This window comes from Kribbella sp. VKM Ac-2568, from assembly GCF_004345365.1.
Classification (GTDB): domain Bacteria; phylum Actinomycetota; class Actinomycetes; order Propionibacteriales; family Kribbellaceae; genus Kribbella; species Kribbella orskensis.
In genome coordinates this window covers 125944-149984 of sequence record NZ_SLVF01000002.1, presented here as the reverse complement: position 1 = coordinate 149984, position 24041 = coordinate 125944, and the positions used below count along the sequence as shown (strand labels likewise).

Annotated in this window: 26 protein-coding genes; 21 read left to right on the top strand and 5 right to left on the bottom strand. The window is 69.7% G+C overall.

The window, feature by feature from the left end:
* Positions 1-48: 48 nt before the first annotated feature.
* Positions 49-849, top strand: coding sequence for an ABC transporter permease (locus tag EV648_RS04595; RefSeq protein WP_241994890.1), 801 nt, complete (start codon positions 49-51; stop codon positions 847-849).
* A gap of 9 nt (positions 850-858) precedes the next feature.
* Entirely contained in the window at positions 859-1713 is an 855-nt protein-coding gene (locus EV648_RS04590) for a putative RNA methyltransferase (protein WP_132285325.1), read from the top strand.
* 83 nt (positions 1714-1796) lie between these two features.
* Here the strand turns inward: EV648_RS04590 and EV648_RS04585 are convergent, their stop codons facing one another.
* On the bottom strand, positions 1797-2465 hold the full coding sequence (locus EV648_RS04585) for an FMN-dependent NADH-azoreductase (protein WP_132285323.1): 669 nt from the start codon (positions 2463-2465) through the stop codon (positions 1797-1799).
* Between the two features lie 125 nt (positions 2466-2590).
* Between EV648_RS04585 and EV648_RS04580 the strand changes: the two genes are divergently transcribed.
* Positions 2591-3118: a MarR family winged helix-turn-helix transcriptional regulator gene (locus EV648_RS04580; RefSeq protein WP_241994889.1), complete on the top strand. Its 528-nt coding sequence runs from the start codon at positions 2591-2593 to the stop codon at positions 3116-3118.
* Between the two features lie 67 nt (positions 3119-3185).
* On the opposite strand, the gene EV648_RS04575 is transcribed toward EV648_RS04580, so the two are convergent.
* Entirely contained in the window at positions 3186-3845 is a 660-nt protein-coding gene (locus EV648_RS04575; protein WP_132188253.1) for a response regulator transcription factor, read from the bottom strand.
* Entirely contained in the window at positions 3842-5095 is a 1254-nt protein-coding gene (locus tag EV648_RS04570) for a sensor histidine kinase (protein WP_132285319.1), read from the bottom strand. Before EV648_RS04570 ends, EV648_RS04575 begins: the two co-directional genes overlap by 4 nt.
* A gap of 438 nt (positions 5096-5533) precedes the next feature.
* On the opposite strand from EV648_RS04570, the gene EV648_RS04565 reads away from it, so the two are divergent.
* The 13 genes from EV648_RS04565 (at position 5534) to EV648_RS04505 (ending at position 16804) form a co-directional block, all read left to right on the top strand.
* Positions 5534-6556, top strand: coding sequence for an ABC transporter substrate-binding protein (locus tag EV648_RS04565; protein WP_132285318.1), 1023 nt, complete (start codon positions 5534-5536; stop codon positions 6554-6556).
* Positions 6557-6558: 2 nt separating this feature from the next.
* The gene (locus EV648_RS04560; protein WP_132188256.1) at positions 6559-7359 is read left to right on the top strand and encodes an ABC transporter ATP-binding protein; all 801 of its coding nucleotides are present in this window, start codon (positions 6559-6561) and stop codon (positions 7357-7359) included.
* Positions 7356-8138, top strand: a complete 783-nt coding sequence (locus tag EV648_RS04555) for an ABC transporter permease (RefSeq protein ID WP_132285317.1) — start codon at positions 7356-7358, stop codon at positions 8136-8138. Before EV648_RS04560 ends, EV648_RS04555 begins: the two co-directional genes overlap by 4 nt.
* The gene (locus EV648_RS04550) at positions 8135-9235 is read left to right on the top strand and encodes an Ldh family oxidoreductase (protein WP_132285315.1); all 1101 of its coding nucleotides are present in this window, start codon (positions 8135-8137) and stop codon (positions 9233-9235) included. Before EV648_RS04555 ends, EV648_RS04550 begins: the two co-directional genes overlap by 4 nt.
* Positions 9235-9630, top strand: coding sequence for a RidA family protein (locus EV648_RS04545; RefSeq protein ID WP_132285313.1), 396 nt, complete (start codon positions 9235-9237; stop codon positions 9628-9630). Before EV648_RS04550 ends, EV648_RS04545 begins: the two co-directional genes overlap by 1 nt.
* A 45-nt stretch (positions 9631-9675) precedes the next feature.
* Entirely contained in the window at positions 9676-10548 is an 873-nt protein-coding gene (locus EV648_RS04540) for a fumarylacetoacetate hydrolase family protein (protein WP_132285311.1), read from the top strand.
* Positions 10545-11243, top strand: a complete 699-nt coding sequence (locus EV648_RS04535) for a GntR family transcriptional regulator (RefSeq protein WP_132285309.1) — start codon at positions 10545-10547, stop codon at positions 11241-11243. The genes EV648_RS04540 and EV648_RS04535 overlap by 4 nt, the downstream gene beginning before the upstream one ends.
* Positions 11240-11974, top strand: coding sequence for an SDR family NAD(P)-dependent oxidoreductase (locus EV648_RS04530; protein ID WP_132285307.1), 735 nt, complete (start codon positions 11240-11242; stop codon positions 11972-11974). Before EV648_RS04535 ends, EV648_RS04530 begins: the two co-directional genes overlap by 4 nt.
* Complete coding sequence (locus EV648_RS04525) at positions 11975-13561, top strand: FAD-dependent monooxygenase (RefSeq protein ID WP_132285305.1); 1587 nt, start codon at positions 11975-11977, stop codon at positions 13559-13561. It abuts the gene before it with no gap.
* Entirely contained in the window at positions 13561-13953 is a 393-nt protein-coding gene (locus EV648_RS04520; protein WP_132285303.1) for a cupin domain-containing protein, read from the top strand. The genes EV648_RS04525 and EV648_RS04520 overlap by 1 nt, the downstream gene beginning before the upstream one ends.
* A 1-nt stretch (position 13954) precedes the next feature.
* The gene (locus EV648_RS04515) at positions 13955-14869 is read left to right on the top strand and encodes an amidohydrolase family protein (RefSeq protein WP_132285301.1); all 915 of its coding nucleotides are present in this window, start codon (positions 13955-13957) and stop codon (positions 14867-14869) included.
* Between the two features lie 79 nt (positions 14870-14948).
* The gene (locus EV648_RS04510; RefSeq protein WP_132285299.1) at positions 14949-15917 is read left to right on the top strand and encodes a zinc-binding alcohol dehydrogenase family protein; all 969 of its coding nucleotides are present in this window, start codon (positions 14949-14951) and stop codon (positions 15915-15917) included.
* Positions 15918-16111: 194 nt separating this feature from the next.
* Entirely contained in the window at positions 16112-16804 is a 693-nt protein-coding gene (locus EV648_RS04505; RefSeq protein WP_132188266.1) for a GntR family transcriptional regulator, read from the top strand.
* A gap of 528 nt (positions 16805-17332) precedes the next feature.
* Here the strand turns inward: EV648_RS04505 and EV648_RS45040 are convergent.
* Both EV648_RS45040 and EV648_RS04495 read right to left on the bottom strand, forming a co-directional pair.
* Positions 17333-18100: a TIGR03618 family F420-dependent PPOX class oxidoreductase gene (locus EV648_RS45040; protein WP_370452695.1), complete on the bottom strand. Its 768-nt coding sequence runs from the start codon at positions 18098-18100 to the stop codon at positions 17333-17335.
* A 49-nt stretch (positions 18101-18149) separates the two neighbouring features.
* Positions 18150-18737, bottom strand: a complete 588-nt coding sequence (locus tag EV648_RS04495) for a TetR/AcrR family transcriptional regulator (protein ID WP_132285297.1) — start codon at positions 18735-18737, stop codon at positions 18150-18152.
* Between the two features lie 138 nt (positions 18738-18875).
* Here EV648_RS04495 and EV648_RS04490 point away from each other — a divergent pair, with 138 nt between their 5' ends.
* The 5 genes from EV648_RS04490 to EV648_RS04470 all read left to right on the top strand — a co-directional run bounded on the left by EV648_RS04490 (position 18876) and on the right by EV648_RS04470 (position 23886).
* Positions 18876-19895 carry an aldo/keto reductase gene (locus EV648_RS04490; protein WP_132285295.1) on the top strand — a complete coding sequence of 340 codons (1020 nt, stop codon included), beginning with the start codon at positions 18876-18878 and terminating at the stop codon, positions 19893-19895.
* Positions 19896-19955: 60 nt separating this feature from the next.
* Positions 19956-20798: an LLM class flavin-dependent oxidoreductase gene (locus EV648_RS04485; RefSeq protein WP_241994888.1), complete on the top strand. Its 843-nt coding sequence runs from the start codon at positions 19956-19958 to the stop codon at positions 20796-20798.
* A 202-nt stretch (positions 20799-21000) separates the two neighbouring features.
* Positions 21001-21924, top strand: coding sequence for a hypothetical protein (locus EV648_RS04480; RefSeq protein ID WP_241994887.1), 924 nt, complete (start codon positions 21001-21003; stop codon positions 21922-21924).
* Positions 21924-23516: a DNA polymerase Y family protein gene (locus EV648_RS04475; protein WP_199234430.1), complete on the top strand. Its 1593-nt coding sequence runs from the start codon at positions 21924-21926 to the stop codon at positions 23514-23516. Before EV648_RS04480 ends, EV648_RS04475 begins: the two co-directional genes overlap by 1 nt.
* Positions 23509-23886 carry a hypothetical protein gene (locus EV648_RS04470; protein ID WP_132285291.1) on the top strand — a complete coding sequence of 126 codons (378 nt, stop codon included), beginning with the start codon at positions 23509-23511 and terminating at the stop codon, positions 23884-23886. The genes EV648_RS04475 and EV648_RS04470 overlap by 8 nt, the downstream gene beginning before the upstream one ends.
* Positions 23887-24041 lie beyond the last annotated feature (155 nt).

The following is a 24041-nucleotide window of genomic DNA, read 5'->3' as shown; positions in this document are numbered from 1 at the left end:
ACTGTGACCCGCCCTCTTCCGGCGCGGCCGAGTGCTGGGCGGCATGCGGTGGCGTTGTTCGCTTCGGAGTTGCATCTCGTGTTCGGCCGAGCGCGGACCTGGGTGACCTTGGCTGTGCTGGCGGGAGTGCCGGTACTGGTCGGAGTGGCGATCAGGTTGTCCGGCTCAGAAGGCGGTACCGAGGGCTTCATCGGACAGGTGGCCGGCAACGGGTTCTTCCTGATCGTCGCGAGCCTGGCGCTGTCGTTGCCGTTCTTCCTGCCGACCGCGGTGACGGTCGTGTCGGGGGAGTCGCTCGCAGGCGAGGCCAGCCTCGGCACCCTGCGGAACATGCTGACCGCACCGGCCGGACGCTCCCGCCTGCTGGCGGCGAAAATGGTCGCGCTGGCCGTGTTCTGCTTGACCGCGACGATGGTGATCTGGCTGTCCGGCCTGATCGCGGGCGTGGTGCTGTTCCCGGTGGGCGACGTCGTCCTGCTGTCCGGTACGACGGTGTCGCTGGCCGACGGCCTGTTGCGCGCCTTCGGGATCGCGATCCTGATCGCGCTGTCGCTGCTCGGGCTCGCAGGGATCGGCCTGTTCGTGTCGTCGCTGACCTCGACCCCGCTGGCCGCGATGGCGGCGACCTTCGGCGCGTTCATCGTGCTCGGCATCCTCGGCGCGATCCCGCAGATCGACGTGATCCACCCGTGGCTGCTGATGTACGGCTGGACCTCGTTCGCCGACCTGCTCCGCGACCCGCCGTACTGGGACGCGATCGTGCGGAACCTGTGGATCCAGGCTGCCTACCTGGCCGTCTTCTACGCGGCCGCCTGGGCACGCCTGACCAGCCGCGACATCAACGGATAACCTCGCCGGGTGCACCCCGACCTGGTCTCCGCCCTGCGCTGTCCCGTCTGCGGCGACCCCCTCGGACTGACCGCCCGTACCGCGAGCTGCCCACGCGGGCACTCCTACGACCTGGCGAAACAGGGCTATCTCAACCTGTTGCCCTCAGCATCAACCGGCATCGAGGGCGACTCGGCCTCGATGATCGAAGCCCGCACCACCTTCCTGTCCACCGGCCACTACACCCCCATCCTGAACGCCCTCAGAACACACACCGCCCAACGCCTGTCCGAGCTCGGTACTGCGAGCGACAGGGAACTGATCGTCGAGGTAGGGGCTGGGACCGGATATTACTTGGCGGGCGTGGTGGGGGACGGGAGTGAGCGCTGGGGCCTGGCGCTGGACGTGTCGAGGTATGCGGCCCGACGGGCGGCGAAGGTTCATCCACGCGTGGGGTCGGTGATCTGTGACGCGTGGCGGGAGATCCCGCTGCGGGACGACGCCGCGCAGGTGATTCTCAATGTGTTCGCTCCGCGCAACGCCGAGGAGATGGCGCGGGTGCTGGCACCTGGCGGCTCCCTGCTCGTGGTGACGCCGAACCAGGCGCACCTGGCGGAGCTGGTCGCAGTACTGGGGATGGTGCGGGTGGATGAGGAGAAGGAACGGCGGTTGACGGAGTCGCTGGCCGGGTCGTTCGAGAGGACCGGCAGCGAGGTCGTCGAAACCGTGATGCGGCTGGATCATCCAGCGGTGGAGCGGCTGGTCGCCATGACGCCGAGTGCGCGGCACACGGAGCCGGGTGAGCTGACGGAGCGGATCGCAGTACTGCCTGATCCTGTGGAAGTCACGCTGTCGGTCACGCTGTCGGCCTGGCGAGCTGCCTGAACGGCGCCGGCTCGAGCACGGCACTGTCAGACCTCTCGTCAAGCCCAACCGCTGCGACAGACGACGTCAGCAGGGGCTGACGGTCAGGCGGCGGCTTCGGTCAGGGCGCGGGCGACGTCGGCCGCGTGCTCCATGGCGGAGGAGTGGGCCTCTTCCTCCGAGACCTTGGACTGGTCGATCAGCTCGGCCATCGCCGGGGTGACCGGAGCCAGCGTGAGCTCGGCGACGGCCTGGCGGACGTCCATGCCGAACATGTCGCCGAAGACGCGCTCCAGGTACGGCGTGGCGTGGTCCCAGCCCTCGCGGGGAGTGCCGGGGCCGTAGCCGCCGCCACGGGCCAGGGTGAAGATGATCGGCCTGCCCTGGACCGGGCCGGGGCCGCTGACCAGTTCGGTGTCGGCCAGCAGCAGATCGATCCAGGTCTTCACGTGCTGGGAGAGGCCGTAGTTGTACAGCGGTACCGCGAGCAGCACGGTGTCCGCGTTCTTCAGTTCGCTCGACAGTTCGTTGGCCAGGGCCACTGCCGCGGCGGTTTCAGCGCGGTCCGCGTCCGGGCCGCCGTCGAGACCCATGTTGGCCGAGATGACCGCCGGCCAGACATCGGACGGGATCGGGTGCTTACCCAGATCGCGACGGACCACGACGCCGTCCGGGTGCTCCGCCTTCCAGGTGGCCTCGGCGCTGTCGGCGAGCGCGCGGCTGACGGATCCGTCGACCCGGATGCTGGCGTCGACGCGAAGGAGGGTGGTCATGTGATTCCTCTCAGGAACAGTTCGGGCGAGGCTCGTGATGAGCTTCCACGAAGATAGTCTGTCTAGCAGAACATATTCAAGCCAGATCGTATTTCCCGTGGCATAGACCCCGTACGATGGGTTTCATGACCAGTTCTGTGTTCGAGTCGCGCGGCGGGGGAGCGACCGCGACTTCTGTCGAGGCCGACCTCGGTTGGGCGCTCGGTGTGGTCTTCCGCCGGTACGCCAAGGCCGCCGCGGCCGCGCTGGACGACGTCCCGGGTGGTCCCCGCGGCTACCAGGTGCTGGCGACGACGAACGCCGAGGGACCGAAGCGGCAGCTCGACCTGGCCGCGCAGCTGGGCGTCGACCGGACGGTGATGACCTACCTGCTGGACGACCTGGAGAAGACCGGCCTGGTACTGCGCCAGCCGGATCCGGCCGATCGCCGGGCCCGGCTGATCGTGCCGACGGACCAGGGCAAGGAGACTCTGTGCGACCTGGAACGCCGGCTGTCCGCGGCGGAGCGGGACGTGCTGGGCAGCCTCGACGAGGGTGAGCGGCTGATCTTCCGGATGCTGCTCCAGCGGGTGGCGGTGAAGGCCGACGCGGTCGACCCGATCCACAACGCCTGCGAGCTCGCCGACGAGTCCATCGACATCACCGAAACCTGATCGCCTGGCCACGCCCCAGACCAGCTCAGGCCGCGGCCTGAGCTGCTCGAGACGGCCTGCTCAGGACTCAGTGCAGGGGGACGAAGCCGGATTCGTAGGCCAGGATGACTGCCTGGGTGCGGTCCCGGGCGCCTAGTTTGGCGAGCAGGTTCGCCACGTGGGTCTTGATCGTCTGGACCCCGAGGATGAGTTCGGCGGCGATCTCCGCGTTCGACAGCCCGCGAGCCATCAACCGCAGCACCTCCTGCTCCCGATCGGTCAACTGGTACTGCTCCAGTCCGCTCGGTTGCTGGTCCGTCGGCGCGTGGGCCAGCGCCAGCGACCTGATCGCCTCCGGGAACAGCAGTGACTCGCTCCCCGCGACCGTGCGGATCGCCGCGATGATGTCGTCCGGGGGAGTCCGCTTCAGCAGGAACCCCGAGGCCCCGGCCCGCAGCGCGTCGTACACGTAGTCGTCGTTCTCGAAGGTGGTGACGACCAGCACGCGTGGCGCCGGGTCGAGCCCGTCGAGCAGCAGCCGGGTGGCCTGGATGCCGTCGACCGCGGGCATCCGGACGTCCATCAGTACTACGTCCGGCCGGGTCCGCCGCACCACCGGGAGCACCTCCGCGCCGTCGCCCGCCTCGCCGACCACGGACAGGTCGGGCTCCGCGTCGATGATGGCGCGCAGGCCGCTCCGGATCAGGGGCTCGTCGTCCACTACGACCACCGAAATCTGCACTGTCATCCTTTCGTCGTGACGGCGACAGGCAGGGTCACCGCGAGTCTCCATCGGTCCGCGACCAGGCCCGCCTCGACGGTGCCGCGCAGTACGGCGACCCTCTCGCGGATGCCGGCCAGCCCCCGTCCGCCGCCCGAGTGGTCCGAGGTGCCGCTGACCGGGTTGGTCAGCTCAAGCAGCAGGCCGGTCTTGTCGAGGTTGATCGACAGGTCGACCGTGAGTTCGTCAGCGGGCCGGCCGGCGTGCCGGATCGCGTTGGTGAGACCTTCCTGGACGATCCGGTACGCCTCGCGGGACACCGCCGCGGGCAACTCGTCGAGGTCACCGGTGCGTTTGACCTCGACGGAGATCCCACCCGCGCGGGTCGCCTCGACGAGCCGGGTCAGGTTGCCGAGGGTGGCCTGCGGCGCGGTCTGCGACCCCGGTCGGCGGTCATCACGGAGCAGGCCGAGCACGTGGTCGAGGTCCGCGAGCGCGGCGCGGGCCGAGGTCTCCATCGCAGCCAGCGCGGTCTCGGCGAAGGCAGGATCGGTTGCGAGCACGCGCCGCGCGGCAGCCGCCTGGATCGTGACGAGGCTGAGCGCGTGGCCGACGCTGTCGTGCAGCTCGCGGGCGAGACGGTTGCGCTCGGCAAGTGTCGCGGTACGCCGCTCGAGCAGTTCGATCCGCTCGGCCGGGGTCGGGCCGAGCACCCGCGGGGCCGTGTAGGCGAGCAGTGCTCCGATCGCGGCGGACAGGACGAAGACTAGGGCGATCGCGACGATCGAGGCGAGCGGCATCCAGAGATCGGTCCAGTTGCCTCGGACCTGGTAGTCGATACCTGGGACCACCTCGTGGGAGCCGGGTGAGCGGAAAGGGGCCGCGAGCAACACCGCGCCGACGCCGAAGACGAAGGTGCTGATCACGCCGACGAATCCACCCGCGACCAGGTGCAGGCAGAACCAGGTGGTGGTCCGGCGGCGCTGGGCCCAAGTCCGGGCCGGGCCGAGCGGCTGCTCGTCGAACCGGACGCCGAGCAACGACTCGACGGCGATGCCCTCCACCTCGCGGACGGCCGGCAGCCCACCCAGTACGACGGGCGGGGCGACCACCACGACGGCGATCAGGATCCCGGTCAGTACTACAGGAAGGCCGAGCTCCTGCACCAGGGAGACCAGCGCGCTGTCGACCAGGATGAACGCCAGCACCAGGGCAGCACCCAGCAGCAGGTAGACCCAGCGCAGGTACGTCGACCCGCGCACCAGCACGTTCGCCACCCGTTCATCCTGTCAGCCCGACGGTCCGGACCGTTCCCTCGGCTGGGGGAGCCCTCTCCCTCTGCGGCATGACCGCCAACCCGGAGTACGGCGTACTGGTGTGTTCCGAGGCTGGTGCGGTTCCCAGGAGGAGGAGGAGAGCGCCTGCATGACGGAGATCACAGAACACCGCCGGTTTACACAAATTTGTCCTAAGGCGAACACGTTGTGTCCTCAGGAACGTCGCGATCTGCTGTCCATACCGGTACGGTCTGTGGTCGGGGCGGGATGCCCGTCCGAGTGCGGACAGGCATGGGGAAACGGCTCCAGGACGGGCGGCAATCGGGTTCTGAGGGGATCCGGACGGTGACGTAAAGACACTGTGAAGTCCCCGAGGGCCGATTGACCACCCTTCCATATTTGATGTTTGATCAAATATCGGAGATGAGAGGTCCAAGTATGAGGTTCAGACGTTCGGCCGTCGCCCTGGTGGCGGTTATGGCACTCGCTGGAGTCAGCGCGTGCAATGACAGCGACACGGGCAGCCAGAACGGGGACGAATCACTGACGAAGGTCAGCTACCTGACTTCGTTCAACACTTTCGGCCGCGAGGCCTATGCCTATGTCGCGAAGGAAAAGGGCTATTTCAAGGACGCCGGTTTCGACGTCACCATCAACCCGGGCAGCGGCACCGTCGACGTGCTCAAGCTCGTCGCCGGCGGCCAGGCCGACTACGGCATCGGTGACTTCACCGCGACCGTGATCACGCTGGGCAAGCAGAAGCTCCCGGTGACCACGGTCGGGATGGTCCACCAGCGGTCGCTGGCCGCGATCGTCGCGCTCGAGGGTGGCTCCATCAAGACCCCGCAGGACCTGCCGGGCAAGCGGATCGGTGACCAGCCGGGGTCGACCAACACGGTGATGTTCCCGCTGTACGCGAAGGCCGTCGGGATCCCGGCGAAGGACACCAAGTTCGTGCCTTCGCCGCCTCCGGGTCTGCCGGCACTGCTGGCGGCCGGCCGGGTGGACGGGATCGGTCAGTTCGTCGTCGGCGTGCCGCTGGTCGAGAAGGCCGACAGCAAGAAGCGCAAGGCCGTCGTGCTGCCGTACGGCGAGAAGCTGCCGGACCTGTACGGGAACGCGATCGTCACCCGGACCGATCTGGCCAAGGAGCACCCGGACCAGGTGAAGAAGTTCACCGGGGCGCTGCTCAAGGGTCTGCAGGACACCATCGACGACCCGGCCGGGGCGGCCGCGATCCTGAAGAAGTACGTGCCGAACACGGACCTTCAGGTGGCGACCGAGGAACTGCAGTTGATGAAGCCGTACGTGAAGCCGGACGGCTTCAACGGCGCGCTGGGCGAGGTCAACCCGGCCCGCGTCCAGAGCATCATCGACTCCCTGGTCGACGCAGAGCAGGTGACCAAGGGCTCTGTCACTCCGGCCGACGTGGTGAGCATCGACCTGGCGCCGAAGGGCTGAGCATGATCCGGCTGGACGGTGTGGGGCAGGTCTTCGAGGGACGCGGGGGCCGGGTACAGGCTCTCGACGGGATCGACCTGCACGTCCGGCAGAACGAGTTCGTCACGTTGATCGGCCGGTCCGGCTGCGGCAAGTCCACGCTGCTCCGGCTGATCGCGGGGCTGCTGCCACCGACGTACGGCGGGGTCGAGGTGGCGGGGGAACCCGTCACCGGACCTCGCCGGGACGTCTCCTTCATGTTCCAGCGACCGGCGCTGCTGCCCTGGCGGTCGGTCATCTCGAACGTGATGCTGCCGGTGGAGATCTCCGGCGGCGACTCCGAACGCAGTAAGTCGCAGTACCGGGACCGCGCGCACGAACTCCTCGACCTGGTCGGGTTGAAGGGGTTCGAGCGCCGGCTCCCGCACGAGTTGTCCGGCGGGATGCAGCAGCGGGTGTCGCTGTGCCGGTCGCTGATCCGCAGCCCCAAGGTGATGCTGATGGACGAGCCGTTCTCGGCTCTCGACGCGCTCACCCGGACCGAGCTTTCCGCAGAGCTGCAGCGGATCCAGATGGAGCTCGCGACCACCATCGTCTTCGTCACCCACTCGATCGAGGAGGCCGTCGTGCTGGCCGATCGGGTGGCAGTGCTGACGCCGCGGCCCGGCCGGTTGCGCGAGATCGTCGAGATCGACATCCCGCGGCCGCGCAGCCTCGGCCAGAACGCCCACCTCGCCGACGTGGCGCAGATCAGCGGCCACCTGCACGGTCTGCTCGCCGAGCGCCCGCACGACCAGGTGGACGTCCCCGAGGCGCGGCGATGAGCAGCAGGGGATCCTGGCTCACCACCTCCCGTACGGCGGCCGTGCTGCTGCCCGTCGTCGGGCTGATCGCCGCGATCGGGCTGTGGTGGGCGGCAACGGTCGTCTTCACGATCGAGCCGTTCCTCCTGCCGTCCCCGCTCGACGTCGTCGAGACCTTCCTCGAACAGCCCGGCTACCTGTTGAAGGAGACCGGCGTCTCGCTGCTGGAGACGATGGGGGGATTCCTGCTCGCGATCGTCGTCGGCGTTCCGATCGCCTTGCTGATCGTCCGGTCGGCGGTCCTCGAGCGGCTCGTCTACCCGCTGCTGCTGGGCGTGAACGCGATCCCGAAGATCGCGATCGCGCCGCTGCTGGTGGTCTGGATGGGCTTCGGGATGTTCCCGAAGGTCGTGATGGTGCTGCTGGTCTGTTTCTTCCCCATCGTCATCTCGACCGCGACCGGGATGAAGTCGACCCCGGTCGAGCTGGTCGAGCTGCTCCGCTCGCTGAACGCCAGCCGGTCGCAGGAGTACTTCAAGCTGCGGCTGACCTACGCGATGCCGCAGATCTTCACCGGGCTGAAGGTGGCGATCTCGCTCGCGGTGATCGGTTCCGTGATCGCCGAGTTCGTCGGCGCCCAGGCCGGCCTCGGCTATGTGATCTCGAGCTCGGGTCAGAGTGCCGACACGGCGCTGGCCTTCGCGGCCATCACGTTGCTCAGCATCATGAGCATCATCTTGTTCTACGGCCTCGTGCTGCTGGAGCAAAAGTTGTTGCCGTGGGCACAGGAGACCCGGTGACGACCCAAGCCTCCGGGGCGGCCTCCGACGCCGACCGCCGCGTGTTGGTCCGGCCCGCCTGGCTGGAGGCGACCGTCTCGGCCGTCTTCACCGCGCTCGGGTTCGAGCCGGCCGACGCGGGGCGGATCGCCGCAGCCCTGGTCGAGGCCGACCTGCGCGGCGTCAGCTCGCACGGCGTGATGCTCGTGCCGATGTACGTCGAACGCCTGAACGCGGGCGGGGTGACCCGGGAACACGAGTTGGACATCGTCCACGACGCGGGTGCGGCGCTCGTCGTGGACGCGCGCGGCGGGATGGGTCAGCTGTCCAGCCCGCAGGCGATGGGACACGCGATCGAGCGGGCCGGCCGGTACGGGATCGGCCTGGTCTCGGTCCGCAATGCGCACCACTTCGGCGCCGCGAGCCGGTGGGCCACCCAGGCGGCCCAGGCGGGCTGCCTCGGCATCGCGATGTCGAACACAACCCCGCTGATGCCGGCGCCAGGAGGGGCCGAGCGGCTCGTCGGGAACAACCCGCTGGCGATCGCCGTACCGACCGAGGCCGGCGTGGAGATCGTGCTCGACATGGCGCTGTCGGCTGTTGCCCTGGGCAAGATCCGGCTGGCCGCGTCGGCCGGGCGGCCGATCCCGGAGACCTGGGCCACCGATCCGTCCGGACTCCCGACCACGGATCCGGAGGCCGCGGTACTGGGGATGTTGCTGCCGGCGGCCGGGCACAAGGGGTTCGGGCTGGCGCTGATGATCGACGTGCTGACCGGGGTGCTCAGCGGTGGTGGCTGGGGTGACCAGGTGCGGCCGCTGTACCGCGAGCCGGACCGGCCGAACGACTGCGCGCACCTGTTCCTTGCCATCGACCCCGAGTTGCTGGGTGGCGCCGAGGGATTCCGGCAGCGGTCGTCGGCGTTGGCGGACCGGGTCCGGGGGAGCGCCACCGCGCCGGGGGTGAAGCGGCTGCATCTGCCGGGGGAGATCGAGGCGGAGCGCGCCGAGCACCAGCGGCGCCACGGAGTACTGATCGAGAGGTCGGGGCTGGACGGACTGCTGGAGGCCGCTCGTGCGGTCGGCGCCGTCATCCCGACGGGAGGGGTGCTGGGCTGATGGCGAAGGAACAACTGACGAGTGAGGCGCTGCGGACCCCGAACGGGGTGTTCTCGCAGGCCACCACGATCGAGGCGACCGGACGGCTGGTGTTCGTGTCGGGGATGACCGCGCGGCGGCCGGACGGCAGTATCGCCGGCGTCGGCGACGTGACCGAGCAGACCCGGCAGGTGTGCGAGAACGTGCAGGCCGCGGTCAAGGCGGCCGGCGGCACGCTCGACGACGTCTGCCGGGTGGACGTGTACGTCCGCAACATGGAGGACTTCGCCAAGATCCACGAGGTCCGCGCGCAGTACTTCCACGAACCGCTGCCGGCCTCGACGATGGTCGAGGTCAGCAAGCTGGCGCACCCGGACTACCTGATCGAGATCAGCGCGATCGCGGTGATCCCGTGATGCCCGGGGTGGGGGATCCCGTGCGCGGCGTCGAGTGGGTCTGAGATGAAGTTCGTGACCGTGGAGCACGCCGGGCGGGAGCGCGTCGGCCTACTGGACCAGGACGGCGTCATCCTGCTGGCGGCGACGGATCTGGTCTCGGTGATCGAGGCGGGACCCTCTGGGCTGGATGCCGCGCGCGACGAATTGGCCGGAGCGACGAGGGTGCCGCTGGCCGACGTCGTACTGCGGGCGCCGCTGCGGCGGTTCCGCCGGGACGTGCTGTGCACCGGGTGGAACTACTGGGACCACTTCGAGGAGAGCCGCGGCAAGCGCGACGGCCAGGACGTCGATCGGCCCGAGCACCCCACCTTCTTCACCAAGGGCCCGGACGTGGTGATCGGCCCGTACGACGAGATCGCGTACGACCCGGCGATCTCGGCCAAGTGGGACTACGAGGCGGAGATGGCGCTGGTGATCGGCAAGGCCGGTCGCAGCATCGCGGTCGAGGACGCGCTGGACCACGTCTGGGGCTACACGCTGGCCAACGACGTGTCCCAACGGGACCTGCAGCGGCAGCACGGCGGCCAGTGGCTGAAGGGCAAGAACATCGACCAAACGATGCCGCTCGGCCCGTGGATCGTGACGGCCGACGAGCTCGGCGATCCGCAGGACGTGCGGCTGCAGTGCCTGCTGAACGGCGAGGTCATGCAGGACGCCTCGACCAAGCAGATGGCGTACGACGTAGCGACCCTGATCAGCGAGTTGTCCTTCGGGATGACCCTGCGGCCTGGGGATCTGCTGCTGACCGGGACGCCGGCCGGGATCGGCAACGCCCGCGAGCCGCAGGTGTTCCTGCGCGAGGGCGACGAGGTCGTCACCCGGTCGGACAAGCTCGGCGAGCTGCGGAACGTGCTGGTTCGCAAGGATCTCGCATGAGCGGCCGGCTGGAGTTGCTGCCCGGCGGCGGACGCGGCGGGCGCCGTACGTTGGCCGAGACGGCCGCGGCCGAGCTGCACCAGCTGATCCTGTCGGGGGAGTTGCCGAGCGGCACACCGCTGCGGCTGGTCGAGCTGGCGAACCGGCTGGACATGAGCCAGATGCCGGTCCGGGAGGGCCTGCGTCGGCTGGAGGCGCTCGGCCTGGTCGACATCATCCCGCACCGCGGTGCGTGGGTCCGCGAGCTGTCGATCGAGGACCTGCACGACACCCACGAGACGCGGCTGGCGCTGGAGAGCCTGGCGGTCCGGGCGGCCGCGGAGCACTTCGGCGAGACGGACGCGCAGCAGGCGAAGGCGGCGCTGAGCGAGCTCCTCCTGCTCTCCCGGTCCGAGGACTCGGTCGGCGCGCGACAGGCACACGCGGACTTCCACTTCACCCTCTACCGGGCCGGCGGCTCGCAGTGGCTGGCCCGGGCGATCGAGCCGGTCTGGCAGAACAGCGAGCGGTACCGGTTCGGCAGTCGGCAGACCGCGTTCCAGATCGAGCGGAACCGGCAGGAGCACCAGGCGATCCTCGACGCCTGCGTGGCCCGCGACGCGGACGCCGCCGAGCAGGCGCTCCGGAACCACCTGGCTGGCGCCGTACAGCGGATCACCGAGACGATGACCTCCCGGCAGAAGGGGACGTCATGAAGGTGTGCTTCGACGCGACCGGCGAGGTCGTGGTGGTGACCGGCGGCGCGCACGGCATCGGCGCGGCCCTGGCCGCGGCGGTCGCCCGGCGCGGCGGTACGGCGGTCGTGTTCGACATCTCGGTTGGCGCGAGCGTGCCCGGAGTCGAGTACGTCGAGGTGGACGTCGCAGACCGGGAGGCGGTGCTCAAGGCCGTCGGCAGCGTGGTCGAGCGGCACGGGCGGATCGACGGGCTGGTCGCCGGCGCGGCAGTGCAGCCCCGGGCGTCGGTGGTCGACACCGACCCGGCCGAATGGACCCGGACGCTGAAAGTGAACCTCGACGGCGTGGTCTGGGTCTGCCAGGCGGTCGTCCCGCACATGGTGGACCGGCGCAGCGGCTCGGTGATCGTGTTCAGCTCGGGGATGGCCTCGACCGGCTTCCCGGGCGCTGCCGCGTATGCCTCGAGCAAGGCCGCTCTCGGCGCTTTCGCCCGGACCCTGGCCGCCGAGGTGGCCGAGCACCGGGTCCGGGTGAACGTGATCGCGCCGGGGGTGATCGACACCGAGCAGTTCCGCTCTGCGAACATCGGCGCGGACCTCGAGCACTGGCGCGACACCCTCGGGATCGGCGATCCCGAGGACGTGGTCGGTCCACTGCTGTTCCTGTTGTCCGACGCGGCTGCGATGACCGGTTCGCAGCTGACCCGCGAACGGGCTTTCGCCCGGCTAGAGACCTTCGAGGAGTGCTGAGTGTCGCCTGATCACCAGCTACCCGTCGCCATCGTGGGCGCCGGGCCGATCGGCCTGACGACGGCCCTCGGCCTTGCGCACTACGGCGTACCGTTCGTGCTGCTCGAGGAGGACGCGACGCTCTCCTCGGACACCAAGGCCGGTACGACGCTGACCCGGACGCTGGAGATCTGGAACCGGTACGGGTGCGTCGAGGAGATCCTGGCGGCGGCGCTGCGGATCGACGAGATCGGCGACATCGACCGGGCCACGAACACGCCGCGCGCCTCGGTGCAGCTGGCCGAACTCGTGAACGACACGCAGTTCCCCTTCGTCATCAACCTGCCGCAGCAGCACATGGAGCCGATCCTGGCCGCGGCGCTGGAGCGAGCCGGTGGGTCGGTGCTGACCGAGCACCGGTTGGAGTCGTTCGAGCTCGTCGACGACCACGTCGTGCTGACGGTCGAGACCCCGGACGGCGTGCAGGAGCTCGAGGCGTCGCACTTGCTGGCCTGCGATGGCGGCCGGAGCAAGGTCCGTGACGCGCTGGGTGCGACCGTGTCGGGCGAGACGCTGCCCGAGCGGTACATGCTGATCGACGTCGTGGTGGACCTGGACGTGTCCAACGCTCGCGACTACCCGTACCTGGCCTACTTCGCGGACCGGTCCGAGTGGATGGTGCTGATCCGGCAGCCCGACTGCTGGCGGTTCCTCTTCCCGCTGGCGCAGGGGGCCGAGCAGCCCGGCGCCGAGGACATGCTGGTCAAGGTCAAGCAGTTCATCGGCGAGGTGGATCGGATCGAGCTGGTCGGCTCGGTCGTCTACAACGTGCACCACCGGGTGGCTGACCACTGGTCCGCCGATCGCAAGGTGTTCCTGATGGGCGACGCCGCGCACCTGATCACCCCGATGTGGGCGCTCGGCCTCAACACCGGTGCCCTGGACGCGTCGAACCTTCCGTGGCGGCTTGCCTGGGTACTGCGGGGCTGGGCCGAGCCCTCGCTGCTCGACGGCTATGAGCAGGAGCAACGACCTGTCGCCATCAACGGCTCCGGCGAGATGGCCGAGGCGGCCCGTAAGTACATGTCGCACCAGCGGGGTGCGGTGACCGCGGCAGGTAGCGACTGGGCGACCGCCTACACCCGGACGCTGCTCGGAGTACGGCTGGACGTGGACGGTGAAGGGGACTGGTCGATGGTGATGACCAGCGCCGAGCCGCCCGCCGTCCGGGCGGGTGACCGGGCTCCTGACCTGGCGCTGCACGGTCCGCTGGGCCGGGAGACGATCCACGGGCTCTGTCGCGAGTCGTTCGCCGCGCTCTACTTCACCGACGTACGGCGGCGGCCGGAGATCCCCGTGAACGACTCCCCGGCGCTGAAGCACCACGCGATCTCCCGCTGGGACGCTCCGCTGGACTCGGGCCTGCGTGACCGCTCGCTGTTCGACCCGGGCAGCATCGCAACCAGCCGGTACGGCGTACCGGCCGAGACCGTAGTACTGGTGCGTCCCGACGGGCACATCGCGGCGGTAGCCCCGATGGGTCCCGGTGTGGCGGAAGAGCTCTACACCGGGATCACCGGCCGGCCGGTACCTCGGGAGGTGGACTGATGAGTGCCTTCGACGACCGCATGCGCGAGGTGTTGCTGCAGACGGAGGACCTGGACTGGGCCGAGAAATCGCTGGCCGGGTTGTCCCACAAGATGCTCTGGCGGGACGAGGAGACCGAGGCGTCGATCGCGCTGGTTCGCTTCGAGCAGGGCTCCGGGATCCCGTCGGCCCACCAGCACGCGTCGAACCAGTTCATGTTCTGCCTGTCCGGGCAGTACGTGTACCTGCCGACCGGGACCACCCTGACCAAGGGCAGCTTCTACTGGAACCCCAAGGGCGTGGTGCACGGACCCACGCTGGCGGAGGAGACCTCTGTCCTGCTGGAGATCTACGACGGGCCGCACTACCCGGAGCGGCCGTCCTTCTATGACAACGACGAGGACGCTCGCTGACATGGCTGGCTGGGACGTCCACACCCACCTGATACCGCCGACGGTGCTCGCGGCGGCGCATCATGGTGCCTTCGGGCTGGCTGTCGAAGGCGGCGCGCTGGTGGTCGACGGGCGCGAGCGGTTGCCGCTGCAGCGCCTGGCGAATCCGGCCGCGCTGCTGGAGTGGATCGACGAGCAGCAGTTGGACGGCGCAGTGGTGTCTGTGCCGCCTGCGCTGTTCCGCTACGACCAGGGCGTCGAGTGGGCCTCCCTTGTGAACCAAGGGCTCCGCGAGCTCGCCACTCCGCGGCTGCGCGTGCTCGGCCAGCTCCCGCTGCTCGACCCCGCAGCTCCGGAGGTCGCCTCGGCGCTGGCCGACGAGGGCGTCTTCAGCGGCTTCGCCCTCGGTACTGCGGGCTTCACCGCGCTGGACCACGTCTGGCGGGAGCTGGACCGCCTCGAGGCGTTCACCCTGATCCACCCGAGCCACAGCCACGACAGCCGGCTCGAGGCTTTCTACTTGTCGAACCTGCTGGGCAATCCCTACGAGACAGGGCTTGCCGCGGCCGAACTGGTCTTTGCCGACGTCCCCGGGAGGTTCCCCGGCATCCGGTTCTGCCTCTGCCACGGTGGCGGCGTGACGGCGGCTCTGGCCGGGCGCTGGCAGCGGGGGATCGACACCGCACGACCAGGGATCGAACCACCGTCGCTGTCCGTGGCAGAAGCCTTGCGGCAGTTCTACGTGGACGACCTGGTGCACGACACCGCAGTACTGGCGTTGCTGGGGGCGACGTTCGGATCCGATCGGGTGCTGGCCGGAAGTGACTGGCCTTTCCCGATGGGCAGCGAACGAATCGATCTAGGCCGGGCGGCTGCTCGGGCGACGGTGTCCGAACGGATCACCCGGCCGCTGAAGAAGGGGGCCGTTTCAGCGTGAGAAGGCCTTTCAAGCAGGACCGACATGTGATCAGATATCAAATCCAGGCGGGGGATATGCGTACGAGTGGAGTGGGTGGATGAGCGGGCGGAGAGCCACTGCGCTGCGCTGTTACGGCCCCGGCGAGCAGTTGAAGGCCGAAGAGGTCGAACTGTCGGCGGGGGCCGGCGAGACGCTGGTCGAGATGCGGTACGCCTCGGTGACCCAGCTGGACCGCACGGTGCTCGCGGGCAAGCTGGCACAGCAACAGCTGCAGCCGCCGTTCACGCCCGGGTCGGAAGGCTCCGGCGTGGTGCTCAGCTCGGAGCGGTTCCCGGTCGGCACCAGGGTGGTGATCCGCGGCGGGGGAGTCGGGGTCTCCCGGCCTGGCACCTGGGGCGAGCTGGCCGTCGTACCGGACGCTTCCGTGCATCCGCTGCCCGACGGCATGGAGCTGGCCGCCGCCGTGGCGATGCTGGCGCCCGCGCTGACCGCCCACACCGCAGTACGGCGGGTCGGGCAGATCGTCGAGGCCGAGACCGTCGTAGTCACCGGGATCACCGGGCTGGTCGGCCGGCTGTGTGCGGCAGTGGCGCGCTCCGCCGGGGCGATGAAGGTGATCGGCCTGGCGCGCGCCGGGGAGTCGGTGGACTCGATCCAGGGGCTGGTCGACCAGATCGTCCGGGTGGACGAGCTGGGTCAGGTCGGTCGCGAGCTGCCGTGGTGCAACGCGGCGATCGACACCGTGGGCGGCCCCGTCACCAGCGGCGTGATGAGCCACATCACCCCGGGCGGACGGCTCGTTGCCCTCGGCTACACGGCCGGCGAGTTCGCCACCCTCGACCTGCACCAGCTGATCGGCCGCGACCTGCGGGTGCTGCCGGTGAACATGCAGCGCACCACGATCGAGCCGGGGACCGTCGCCCAGGTGCTGGCCGACATCACGCCGGCGCAGATCCGGCCGGAGATCGAGGTGGTACCGGCCCTGCACGCCGAGGACGCCCTGGACCTGCTGGTCAGCGGTCCGGCCGACCGGCGGGTGCTGCTGGACGTGAGCAGGTTCGCGTGACGCGGCTTCGGGTGCCAGGGGTTCGGGTGCCAGGGGTTCGGGGTGCCAGGACCTCGGGTGACGCGGTGTTGGGCAATCTGTTGTCGGAGTGCCGCAGATCGCCAACTCCCCGCTACGGTTACCTCGCAGACACCGGACTGCCGCGGCCGCTCCAGTACGTGCGCACTGTGATGGAGAGAGGTAACCCACACCCCATGACCCGACGACTCGAGCTCACGCCCGGGGGACCGAGCGGCCGGCGCACGCTGGCGGAGGAAGCGGCCGCCGAACTGCACGAGCTCATCCTGTCCGGCGAGCTCCCGAGCGGTACGGCGCTGCGGCTGGAGGAGCTCGCCAAGCGGCTGGACATGAGCCAGATGCCGATCCGCGAGGGACTCCGCCGGATGCAGGCGCTCGGGCTGGTCGAGATCGTGCCGCACAAGGGCGCCTGGGTGCGCGAGCTGTCGATGGAAGACCTGCGCGACACGCACGAGACCCGGCTCGCGCTGGAGACCCTCGCGGTCCGGGCCGCCGCGACCCGCTTCAGCGACGCAGACGCGACCCTGGCCCGGGCCGCCCTGGCCGAGCACGTCCGGCTGTCCAAGGTGGGCGACATCATCGCCTCCCGGCAGGCGCACACCGAGTTCCACTTCGCGATCTACCGCGCCGGCGGGTCCCGCTGGCTCCCGCGCGCGATCGAGCCCGTCTGGCAGAACAGCGAGCGCTACCGCTTCGGCTCCCGCCAGACCAAGGCCCGCATCGAGCAGACCCGCCGCGAACACCAGGCGATCCTCGACGCCTGCCTGGCCCACGACGAACCAGGCGCCGAAGCAGCCCTCCGAGAACACCTGGAAGGCGCCATGCAACGCATCACCGAAACCATGGCCCGCCGCTACACCAAGGACTGAACCTTCCGCCCCGTACGCCGGCGTGCTCCGGCAGGCAGTGGGCGAACATCGGGTGCGGGGGGTTCGGCCGGTATGAGTGCGGGTGCTGTGTCCCGGCATGAATGCGGGTGGTTCGCGGGCTCCCGCGGAGAGGTGTGAGCCGGGTCGGGGAGACTTTCCGGGCTGGGTGTACCGAGTGACAGGTAGTACCTGCGCGGTCGCTTAGGTACCAGGCGTGGGTTGCCTGCCGGGGTGGTGTGTGCGGCGACTACTTCCTTCGGTACAAGGGGGGCGCCGATTCGCGGCTGATGCGGCATGTTGCTCGGCCGCTGGCGGGTTGCTCGCTGGCTGGCGGCTGGGTAAGGCGCCAGTGGCCGAACAACCCGCCATCGACGGCCTGCCGGTGGCCCGGAGCCGCAACCACTTGAACCTGTGTGGCCGAGATCCACCCGAGGCCGCACCGGTTGGAGCCACTCGGCATTTGTCGGTACGACGACCTCCTAGACCTGAACCGCCTCAGCGCGGCGGACCGGAGTACCGGAGTACTGCTCAGTCGGCCAAGCGGGCGGGGAAGCCGCCGGTGGCTACTGGGCCCCAGCGTTCGGGGGTGATGCGGATGAGGCACTTGCCCTGCTTGACCATCGCCTCGCGGTACTCGTCCCAGTCGGGGTGCTCGCCGGAGATCGAGCGGAAGTAGTCGACCAGGGGCTCGACCGCGTCGGGGAGTTCGATCACCTCGCCGGCGCCGTCGACCTGTACCCACGGGCCGTTCCAGTCGTCGGACAGGACGACGACGCTGGTGTGCGCGTCCCGCTTCACGTTGGTGCTCTTGGCCCGCTCCGGGTACGACGAGATGACGATCCGGCCCTGCTCGTCGACACCGCCCGACACCGGGGAGGCCTGCGGCGTACCGTCGGCCCGGCGGGTGATCAGCAGCATGTGGTGGCGCGGCCGTACGAACTCCAGCAGCGCGTCCGTGTCGACCTTGGTGTTGGTGGCAATCGTTCTCGGCATACCCCCACTCTCGCAGGTCCCCCGCGCTCGGAGAACGGGCGTCTCGTGCACGCTCGACCACCGCACGCCGTACCGGGCGGACGGATCCGGGACCAGGACCGCGGTCACCCGCCGCAGCGAACCGACCGAGTGCCGCTCGAGGAACTGGACCACCGCGACCTCGTCGGTCCGGATCAGTACCTCGAACTCCTCGATCCCGATCTTCAGACCCGGTACGGCGTTGCGCGCGCCGGCCAGGGCATTCGTCAGGCTCGGCAGCTCGAGCTTCGCACCATCGATCGCGACCAGGCTGAACTCCGCCACATGAGCCGGACCACATGCGGGCGGTCGACCTCGTGGGCGGGGAGTCTCCTCAGTGGAGGCGTAGGCCGGCGATTAGGAGGGTGACCATGCGGCGGGCGTCGTAGCGGGAGTTGTTGGCTGCGCCGATGCAGAGGTTGCCGACGCCGCGCATCAGTTCGAAGGCTTCCACGTCGGCGCGGATCTCGCCGGCCTTGGCTGCGGCGTCGAGCAGTTCGGCGCACACGGGGACGAGGCGGTCGAGGAAGTAGGCGTGCAGAGTCTGGAATGCGGCATTGTCGGACTGCAGCGCCTCGGCGAGGCCGTGCTTGGTGACCAGGAAGTCGACGAAGAGGTCGATCCAACTCGCGAGGGCGGCGTGCGGTGTGCTGCTGCTCGCCAGCAGGGTCGGACCGGCCTCGGCGCAGGCCTCCACTTGGTGCCGGTAGACGGCAACGATGAGATCGGCTCGCGTCGGGAAGTGGCGGTAGATCGTGCCGACGCCGACCCCGGCCTTGGCGGCGATGTCGCGCACGGGCACATCGACGCCGGAACTGACGAAAGCCGCGGCGGCCGCGTCCAGCAGTGTCTGCTCGTTCCGCCGGGCGTCGGCCCGCTTCCGCGGGGCTGACGACCCTGACCCGCTGTCGACGTCGACCACTGCGCCACTACCTCCATCACCGCACTTGGCAAACGGAACAACGTTCCGTATGTTGGTTAGCGGAACACCGCTCCGCTTGTTCAGGATGCCAGAACAGGGGAGCCGGGACCAATCCCCACCTTTCCTGGAGGAACAGTCATGCAGTACCGCACCTTGGGCCGCACCGGTGTGCACGTCAGCACCCTCGTGCTCGGCGCGATGAACTTCGGCAGCATCGGGCGCACCACCCAGGACGAGGCCACCGCCATGGTCGACGCCGCCCTGGAAGGCGGGATCAACCTCATCGACACCGCCGACATATACAGCCAGGGCGAGTCGGAGGAGATGGTCGGCAAGGCCATCGCCGGCCGCCGCGACGACATCGTGCTGGCTACGAAGGCGAACATGCCGATGGGCGACGAGCGCAACCACCGAGGCAGCTCTCGCCGCTGGCTGGTCACCGAACTGGACAACAGCCTGCGCCGCCTGGGCGTCGACCATGTTGACCTCTACCAGATCCATCGGTGGGACCCGGCCACCAGCGACGAGGAGACGCTGTCGGCGCTGACAGACCTGCAGCGCGCGGGAAAGATCCGCTACTTCGGCTCGTCGACGTTCCCCGCGTATCGCATCGTGCAGGCCGAGTGGGCCGCCCGGGAGAACCATCTGAGTCGGTATGTCACCGAACAGCCTAGCTATTCGATCCTGCAGCGCGGGATCGAGACCCACGTCCTGCCCGTGACCGAGCAGTACGGACTCGGCGTGCTGGCGTGGAGTCCGTTGGCCTCGGGCTGGCTGTCAGGGGCGATCCGCGAGGGCCGGGAAATCACCACCAGCCGTTCGAACGTCCTGCCGGAACGCTTCGACCTCGCCATCCCCGCCAACCGGGCCAGACTCGATGCCGTCGAGCAGCTGGCCAAGGTCGCCGACCAGGCGGGCCTGACCATGATCCAGCTCGCGCTCGGATTCGTCACCGCGCACCCGGCCGTGACCAGCGCGATCATCGGTCCCCGCACGCTGGACCACCTGCACTCCCAACTCGCCGCCGCGGACATCGTGCTCACCGCCGACGTACTCGACGCGATCGATTCGATCGTCGCTCCCGGGGTCGACCTCGCCGCGGACGAGAAGTTCGACACCCCACCCGCCCTGCTCGACGCGTCCCTGCGCCGTCGCTGAACGCTCGTCACTCTGAAGGGACCACCCATGCCGCAAACACCCCGGACTCGTTTCGGGATCATGACCGCCCCGATGCAAGTCGACTACCACGACGTACTGCGGGTCTGGCGCGAGGCGGACGCCATCCCTGAGATCGAGCATGCGTGGCTGTTCGATCACCTCATGCCGATCGGCGGCGACCCGGGCGGACCGACGTACGAAGGGTGGACATTGCTCTCCGCACTCGCCGCACAGACCCAACGACTGCGTCTCGGCGTACTCGTGACGAGCAACCGCTTCCGGCCGCCCGCGATGCTGGCCAAGATCGCCGCGACCGTCGACATCGTCTCCCGCGGTCGGCTCGACTTCGGAATCGGCGCAGGCTCACGACCCAGCCACCCGCTGGCCCGGCGTGAGTACGAAGCACACGGCCTGCCCTTCCATGACTCCGCCCACGCCGTGGGCAGCCTCGCCGAAGCGTGCACGGTGATCCGGCGGTTGTGGACCGAGGCTGAGCCGTTCGACTTCGATGGCACCTACCTCCACCTCACCGGAGCGTTCGGCAACCCCAAACCCGTCCAGCGCCCCCACCCGCCGATCCTCATCGGCGGCCGCTCGGCCGCCGTACTGCGCGTGGCCGCTGAGCACGCCGACGCGTGGAACATTCCCGGTGGCGACATCGACGACGTCATCCGCCGCAGCGCACTGCTGGACCGGTACTGCGCCGAGATCGGTCGCGACCCCGCCTCGATCACCCGGTCGATCCACCTGCCGGTCTCCTACGAGGAGCCCAGCACCACCCGGGAAGCGATCGGTGAAGCGATCGACGCCGGCTTCCAGCACATCGTCCTCGGACTGCCGGCGCCGTATCCCGCCGACGTCGCACAATGGGTCACCGACGAGCTCATCATCAAGTCGGTCTAGTTCGGCCTGGTTCGGCTCGGAAGAATTGACATGAGTCGAACAGGTGTTCGAACATGGGTGGGTGACGGGGACTTCTGCGACTGAGCTGCCTGCGCGTCCGGCTGAGCGGGACCGGGCGAGCGCGGTGGACCCTGAGCGCGGTCGAGCGAGCGGGATCAACGCTGGGCAGAGCCGGGGTGCGGGAGGTGCTGGGCGCGGTCGGGTGACCGCGCTGGATCAGGCGCGGACGTTGCTGGCCCGGGCCAAGGAGCAGAAGGCAGCCCGGCTCCGGGAGGTCGAGCTCGAGGTGGAGGAGACCTCGACCTCAGCTTCAGGTTCACGCCTCGTTTCAGGCTCAGGTCCTGCTTCGTTCGCGCGGACCGTGCCGGCGCCGCGGACCACCGAGACGCGGGTGCAGCAGGCGCTGGACACCGCGAGCGTCGATCGTGCGCTGCCCACACTGCCGGCCGTCTCCGACCTCCTGTCCGGTGCCGTACTGCGCGGCGGTTCGGTGTACTCCGTGCGCGGATCCACGGCGCTGGTGATGGCGATGATGGCCGGGCCGTCCGCCGAGGGGGCGTGGTGCGGGGTGGTCGGGATGCCCTCGTTCGGCGCGGAGGCGGCCCAGGGTCTCGGGGTCGATCTCGAGCGGCTGGTGCTGGTGCCCGACCCGGAGCGGGACTGGCTCAGCGTGGTCGCGGCGCTGGTCGACGCGCTGACCGTGGTGGTGGTCCGGCCGCCGGGCGAGGTGACATCGGGGGAGGCGTCCCGGCTGTCGGCCCGGCTGCGAACACGTGGCGCGATGCTGATCGCGGTCGGCTCCTGGCCGGGCAGCGAGGCCCGGCTGGAAGTGCAGGGCAACAGCTGGACCGGCCTGGGCTTGGGCGAGGGCTATCTCACCGGCAGGCAGGCGACCGTCGCGGTGACGGGCCGGGGCGCCGCCGTGCGTCCGAAGCAGCACCAGCTCTGGCTGCCGGCCATCGACGGCTCTATCCGCTCGGTGGAACCGACCGAGTCCGCCATGCCTGGTGAGTCCGAGTGGTTCGGCCTGGGCCTGGGTGCTTCCGCGCGACCGGGTGGCGCCGGGTTCTCGGGTGGCGCCGGGGAGCCGATCGAGGAGGCTGCGCAGTGGGAGGCGGTGGGCTGATGAGCGGGAGTCTCACCCGGACGATGGTGGTCTGGATCCCCGACTGGCCGGTGACCGCGGCGGCCACGGCGGCCGGGCATCCCCCGGACGCGGCGGTCGCAGTACTGGCCAAGGGGCGGGTGCTGGCCAGTTCGGCGGCTGCTCGGGCGGAAGGGGTGCGACGCGGTCTGCGGGCTCGGGATGCTCAGTCGCGCTGCCCGGATCTGGTGGTGCTGAAGTACGACCCGGTGATCGACGCCCGCGCCTTCGATCCGGTGATCGGCTGTCTGGAGGCGCTTACACCGGGCATCCAGGTGATCCGGCCGGGGATGTGTGCGCTGAAGGCGCGGGGGCCGAGCCGGTTCTACGGGAGTGAGCCGGCCGCCGCGGAGAAGTTGCTCGACCGGCTCGAGACGTTCGACGTACCGGGCGGGCGGGTCGGGATCGCCGACGGGCCGTTCGCCGCCGAACAGGCTGCCCGGGCGAGCTCGGCCGTGACCCGGGTGGCGGTGATCCCCGGCGGCGGCTCGGCGGAGTTCCTGGCGCCGTTGACGGTCGACGCGCTCGAGCAACCCACCCTCACCGATCTGCTCCGGCGGCTCGGCCTCCGGTCGCTCGGCGCCTTCGCCGCGCTGCACCCGACCGAGGTGCTGACCAGGTTCGGCCCGGACGGCGCGTTCGCGCACCGGCTGGCCCGCGGGGAGGACGACCGCCCGGTGGTCGCCCGGCAGGCACCACCCGAGCTGGCCCGGAAGCTCGACTTCGAGCCGCCGGTGGACCGGGTCGACCAGGTCGCGTTCGCGGTCCGCGCGGTCGCCGACGAACTGGTCGGCCAGCTGACCACGCTCGGCCTGGTCTGCACCACGCTGCGGGTCGAGGTCGGCACCGAGTCCGGCCGGGTGCACGAGCGGGAGTGGTTGCACCCGCGCTGGTTCAGCCCGGCCGATCTGGTGGACCGGGTCCGCTGGCAGTTGCAGGGCAGCGGCACTGCCACCAGCGAGCTGACGTCGCCGGTGGTCCGGATCCGGTTGATCCCGGAGCAGGTCGACCCGGTCGGCGCCCACGTCGACGGACTCTGGGGAGGCGGCCCGGACGAACGGATCCACCGGGCGCTGTCTCGGGTGCAGAGCATGCTCGGCCACGGCGGTGTCGCCTCGGTGGTGATCGGCGGCGGCCGGGGCTTCCTGGAGCGCCAGACCCTGGTCCCGTGGGGCGACCGCCCGGTCCCGGCCAACCCACCGGACATGCCTTGGCCCGGAGCGATCTCCGGTACTGCGAACCGCTGGCCGACCCCCGCGCCCAGCACGGTCTACCCGACACCCCAACCTGCGGTGGTCCTCGCCGCGGACGGCCGCCAGGTCACCGTGAGCGCCCGGGGTGTGCTGTCCGGCGAGCCTGCCGCCTTCCGCTTCGAGCCGGCCCCACAGGTTGCCGACAGCAACAAGCTTCATCCGGTCACCGCCTGGGCGGGTCCGTGGCCGGTGGAGGAGCGCTGGTGGGACGAGGACGCCGAGAACCGCCTGGCCCGCTTTCAACTGGTCGGCGCCGACGGCCGGGCCTGGCTCTTCGCCGTCCGCAACACCCACTGGTGGGCCGAGGCCAGCTATGACTGAACCCAGCTCCCTGCCAACCCGGCGGCAGCTGTTGTGCGCCCGTCGACCCACTCGCCGCCTCCTCTCAGCGCGCTGCCGCCTGCGGTCGGCCCACCCGGGCTGCTGCCGGCTGCTGCGGGTTCACCACCGGGGCTCCTGCCTGCGGTTGGTTGCTGGGCGGCGTGGTCTGCTGACGATCTCGCCGGACGACCACCCGATCCGGCACGTCCGGGCCGCCTTGGACGAGCACGGCATCCTCCGCGCGAACCAGTTGTCCACCGCCGACGACGGCAGTCGCGTCCTGGTCGGGGGAGTCGTGACGCACCGCCAGCGCCCCGCGACCGCGGCCGGCGTCACCTTCCTCAACCTCTTAACCACAGGGTTCAGCTGAAGGCGGTCCGCCATCGGGGTGCGCAGCAACTGAAGCGGCTGTGTCGCCGACGGACGCTCACAAGGGACATAGCGTTCGGCAACCTGCTGGTCGCGCTAGGCGTGCGGCGGGTGGCGGCGCCCTCTACCTGAACCAACCCCGAAGTACCGCAGCCG

Bases quoted from the DNA above. Each gene is read 5' to 3' on its own strand.
- EV648_RS04540 (WP_132285311.1), top strand. From the start codon at position 9,676: ATGAAGTTCGTGACCGTGGAGCACGCCGGGCGGGAGCGCGTCGGCCTA.
- EV648_RS04555 (WP_132285317.1), top strand. From the start codon at position 7,356: ATGAGCAGCAGGGGATCCTGGCTCACCACCTCCCGTACGGCGGCCGTG.
- EV648_RS04565 (WP_132285318.1), top strand. From the start codon at position 5,534: ATGAGGTTCAGACGTTCGGCCGTCGCCCTGGTGGCGGTTATGGCACTC.
- EV648_RS04515 (WP_132285301.1), top strand. From the start codon at position 13,955: ATGGCTGGCTGGGACGTCCACACCCACCTGATACCGCCGACGGTGCTC.
- EV648_RS04520 (WP_132285303.1), top strand. From the start codon at position 13,561: ATGAGTGCCTTCGACGACCGCATGCGCGAGGTGTTGCTGCAGACGGAG.
- EV648_RS04560 (WP_132188256.1), top strand. From the start codon at position 6,559: ATGATCCGGCTGGACGGTGTGGGGCAGGTCTTCGAGGGACGCGGGGGC.
- EV648_RS04505 (WP_132188266.1), top strand. From the start codon at position 16,112: ATGACCCGACGACTCGAGCTCACGCCCGGGGGACCGAGCGGCCGGCGC.
- EV648_RS04545 (WP_132285313.1), top strand. From the start codon at position 9,235: ATGGCGAAGGAACAACTGACGAGTGAGGCGCTGCGGACCCCGAACGGG.
- EV648_RS04485 (WP_241994888.1), top strand. From the start codon at position 19,956: ATGACCGCCCCGATGCAAGTCGACTACCACGACGTACTGCGGGTCTGG.
- EV648_RS04510 (WP_132285299.1), top strand. From the start codon at position 14,949: ATGAGCGGGCGGAGAGCCACTGCGCTGCGCTGTTACGGCCCCGGCGAG.
- EV648_RS04530 (WP_132285307.1), top strand. From the start codon at position 11,240: ATGAAGGTGTGCTTCGACGCGACCGGCGAGGTCGTGGTGGTGACCGGC.
- EV648_RS04490 (WP_132285295.1), top strand. From the start codon at position 18,876: ATGCAGTACCGCACCTTGGGCCGCACCGGTGTGCACGTCAGCACCCTC.
- EV648_RS04470 (WP_132285291.1), top strand. From the start codon at position 23,509: ATGACTGAACCCAGCTCCCTGCCAACCCGGCGGCAGCTGTTGTGCGCC.
- EV648_RS04535 (WP_132285309.1), top strand. From the start codon at position 10,545: ATGAGCGGCCGGCTGGAGTTGCTGCCCGGCGGCGGACGCGGCGGGCGC.
- EV648_RS04575 (WP_132188253.1), bottom strand. From the start codon at position 3,845: ATGACAGTGCAGATTTCGGTGGTCGTAGTGGACGACGAGCCCCTGATC.
- EV648_RS04585 (WP_132285323.1), bottom strand. From the start codon at position 2,465: ATGACCACCCTCCTTCGCGTCGACGCCAGCATCCGGGTCGACGGATCC.
- EV648_RS04580 (WP_241994889.1), top strand. From the start codon at position 2,591: ATGACCAGTTCTGTGTTCGAGTCGCGCGGCGGGGGAGCGACCGCGACT.
- EV648_RS04475 (WP_199234430.1), top strand. From the start codon at position 21,924: ATGAGCGGGAGTCTCACCCGGACGATGGTGGTCTGGATCCCCGACTGG.